3 protein-coding genes are annotated in these 2,822 nt (G+C 69.7%); 2 read left to right on the plus strand and 1 reads right to left on the minus strand.

Annotated elements, in window-relative coordinates:
- Window positions 1-130: 130 nt before the first annotated feature.
- Both IO30_RS0128920 and IO30_RS0128925 read left to right on the plus strand, forming a co-directional pair.
- Window positions 131-487, plus strand: coding sequence for a hypothetical protein (locus tag IO30_RS0128920; protein WP_031147754.1), 357 nt, complete (start codon window positions 131-133; stop codon window positions 485-487).
- Window positions 484-774 carry a hypothetical protein gene (locus IO30_RS0128925; RefSeq protein ID WP_031147755.1) on the plus strand — a complete coding sequence of 97 codons (291 nt, stop codon included), beginning with the start codon at window positions 484-486 and terminating at the stop codon, window positions 772-774. The genes IO30_RS0128920 and IO30_RS0128925 overlap by 4 nt, the downstream gene beginning before the upstream one ends.
- Here the strand turns inward: IO30_RS0128925 and IO30_RS0128930 are convergent.
- Window positions 755-2,371, minus strand: a complete 1,617-nt coding sequence (locus IO30_RS0128930) for an outer membrane protein assembly factor BamB family protein (RefSeq protein ID WP_031147757.1) — start codon at window positions 2,369-2,371, stop codon at window positions 755-757. The genes IO30_RS0128925 and IO30_RS0128930 overlap by 20 nt on opposite strands.
- Between the last annotated feature and the right edge of the window lie 451 nt (window positions 2,372-2,822).

A 2,822-nucleotide genomic window follows, 5' to 3' on the forward strand; every position in this document is an offset into this window, starting at 1 on the left:
GGGAGAGTAGGACGCCGCCGAACAATCATTGTGGGAAAGCCCCGCACCTTATGGTGCGGGGCTTTTCTGCGTTCAGGGGCAGATCGATGACCCGCTGGGTATCCTGGCCAGCGTTCCCCTGGAGGACGCGATGACAGCACAGCAGCTGGAAGACGGCGGGCCGCTCATCCCTCAGCCGGCCATGACGCGGGAAGCCCTGCGGGACGCCGTGCGCCGGATCGACATGGCCAACCTGGCCGTGCTCGACAAGGAATGCAATGAGGCGTTCGACCGCGCGGCCGAGACCGGCGCGATCAATCCGCTGCGCTTCTTCCTGATCAAGTGGGCCACGCACGTGGCGATCCACCGCTGGCCGGCCCGCGCGGCCGCCCTCCATGAGGCGGAACGTACCGCGGGAGATCCTTCGGCCACGGAAGCGGAGTTCCGGGCCGCGATGGAGACGAGCAGCCGCATCCTCGCCGAGGCACAGCGGGAAATCGGTCAGTGACCCCGCGGGGCGAGGGCGTCGAGAACGACAGTGGCTGGGCCTGGGAGTGCGATCCCAGCCGGGTGTGGGTGCTCGGTGACATGCCGGCCGAACACCAGGCCCTCGTCGGCGCCGTCCTGGACGGCCTGGTCGACCTCGCGTCGATGGCGATCGACCCCAAGGACGGCAGCCTGTACGAGGATCCCCACCCGATGCGGCTGCGGACGTACGAGGACGAGCACCTGATGCTCTGGTACCAGACCATCGCGCACCGCCGCCGGGTGTACCTCAAGCGTGTGAACCTCTGAGCCCTTCCTGGAGCAGGATGCGGCCCTCGACGGTTCCGATGAGCAGTCGGCCTCCGGGTGCCGGCGCGAGGCACAGTGCGGTGGCCGGTTCTCCGTCCACCTCCAGGGCCGTGTGCCAGCGGACCGAGCCGTCGTGGGCGTCCAGTGCGGTGAGCGTTCCGGAGTTGCAGGCCACGTAGACGCTCTCCCCGTCCGTCGCGAGTGCGGTCGCCGGGTGGTCACTGCGGTGCTGCCACAGCACCGATCCCTTCAGGGAGCGCCGTACGACGTAGGCCTCTCCCGTCAGGGGGCCGTGTCCGTGGCCGTGGCCGTGGGGGACGGTGGCCGCGTACACGAGCGACTCACCGATCTCGGCCGCGGGACCCCCGAAGTGGTGTTCCTGCGGCACCCAGGTGTGGGGGAGGAGCCTTCGCGGTGTCTCATCGGCTGACAGGACGGTGACCCGTTTGTCGTGCGTCGAGTCGTCAGGATCCGCGCTGATCAGGACGTAGGGGCGGTGCGCGGGCCGGACGGGCCGCGGGTGGTCGAACACGACGAGCTCCTCCGCCTCCGGGCCGTCCACCGCAGGACCGTCGAGGTCGAAGAGCATCAGTCGTTCGGGACGCTTGCGGCGGCGGTCGTTCGGCTGCCACAGGACCGTCCGCCGGTCGCCTGCGACGAGGACGCAGGACGCCTCGTGGCTGAGGGTCTCCAGCAGCTGCCCGTCATCGAGGGCGATCCGCTCGATGCGGGGTGAGGAGGTCCCCCACCGCTCCTTCCGGCGGGGGCGGCGCTCGGCGTTCGTCCAGACCGACGCCCCGTCGGAGGCCGGTACGAGCTGGCGGCCGCCCTCCTGGTCCTCGACCACCCACTGGCGTTCCCCTGACGGCAGCCACGACTCGGCCAGTACCCCGTCCAGAGCCGCCAGTACACGTCCGTCCTCCAGGCCCTCGACCGCCCACACCTGACCGCGCGGCGACCATGGCCGGCCGGCCGATGCCGCGAGAGCGGTGAGGAGGCAACGGGCCCGGTGGCTGTGGTCCTGCCGGATGGTCAGCTGTACGGGGGCGTCGAGCTCCTCGTCCCGGAGGGTGGCCGGCCCGACCGCTGCCCAGTCGGCGCGTTCGACGACGGCCTCATGGGCCTGCTCGCGTGAGAGTGGGTCCTGCCGGTCGTCGTACGGCGCCAGGAGCAGACGGAGCTCCGTCGCGCCCTGCCAATCCACGCTCAGTACCTCCCGGCCGTACTGCAGCGCGGACACTGCTGTGCCGGTGGCGAGGTGGAGCAGGAGCAGTTCCCCTTCGTAGGAGTAGCCGCCGTCGTAGCGACCCGTACCTATGGCGAGCAGGGGGAGGGAGGGATGGAAGGCGAGGGAATGCACGGGGTAGCTGGAACGCACCAGGTGTCGGCAGTGGAGTCCGTCCCGTTCGTAGATGCCGATCCGGTGGCCGGTCCATCCGGAGTCGGCGGTCGCGTGGCCGCTCCGGAACAGGGGCCCCACGTCCCCGCCGACGGCGACCGCCTGTGAGGGCTCGTCGACGACGGCCACGCGAGGCCGGCCGACACCGGCGAAGGGTCCGTCGCCGAGCGCGCGTCGGACGAACGGCGGCGCGGTCATACGGGGTCCCTCCTGGGGGCGGCAGTTGAAGGCGCCGCGGTCCTCGGTCCTCGGGCCTCGGGCCTCGGCGGAGGCGGCAGCAGCTCATGATCACGGCCGCAGGGGGCGTCCACCATCGGATTTCACCGGCGTCTGTGCGGGTGGTCGGGGCACGTGAAGGGGCATGTCAGGGGGCATGGCGGGGCCCGATTTGGCGCCTCGGGCGGGGGGTTGTAGAGTGGAGCGGTTGCCTCGAACTGGTCAGTTCGGCAGCACTCCCCGCAAGGAATCGAATTCCATGTGGGGACACCCGTCTCTTCACCCAGAAATCCCAAGCCGGTAAATCCGGTGGCGAACTTCTGATAGAGTCGGTCTCGCCGGAAAGGGAAACGCGAAAGCGGAAACCTGGAAAGCGAAACCCGCTTCGACCGGGAATCGGACACGAAAGAGTCTGATAGAGTCGGAAACGAAG

It is taken from the genome of Streptomyces xanthophaeus (assembly GCF_000725805.1).
GTDB lineage: Bacteria > Actinomycetota > Actinomycetes > Streptomycetales > Streptomycetaceae > Streptomyces > Streptomyces xanthophaeus.

Excerpts from the sequence above, each read along its gene's own strand:
- IO30_RS0128930 (WP_031147757.1), bottom strand. The coding sequence starts at position 2,371 with ATGACCGCGCCGCCGTTCGTCCGACGCGCGCTCGGCGACGGACCCTTC.
- IO30_RS0128920 (WP_031147754.1), top strand. The coding sequence starts at position 131 with ATGACAGCACAGCAGCTGGAAGACGGCGGGCCGCTCATCCCTCAGCCG.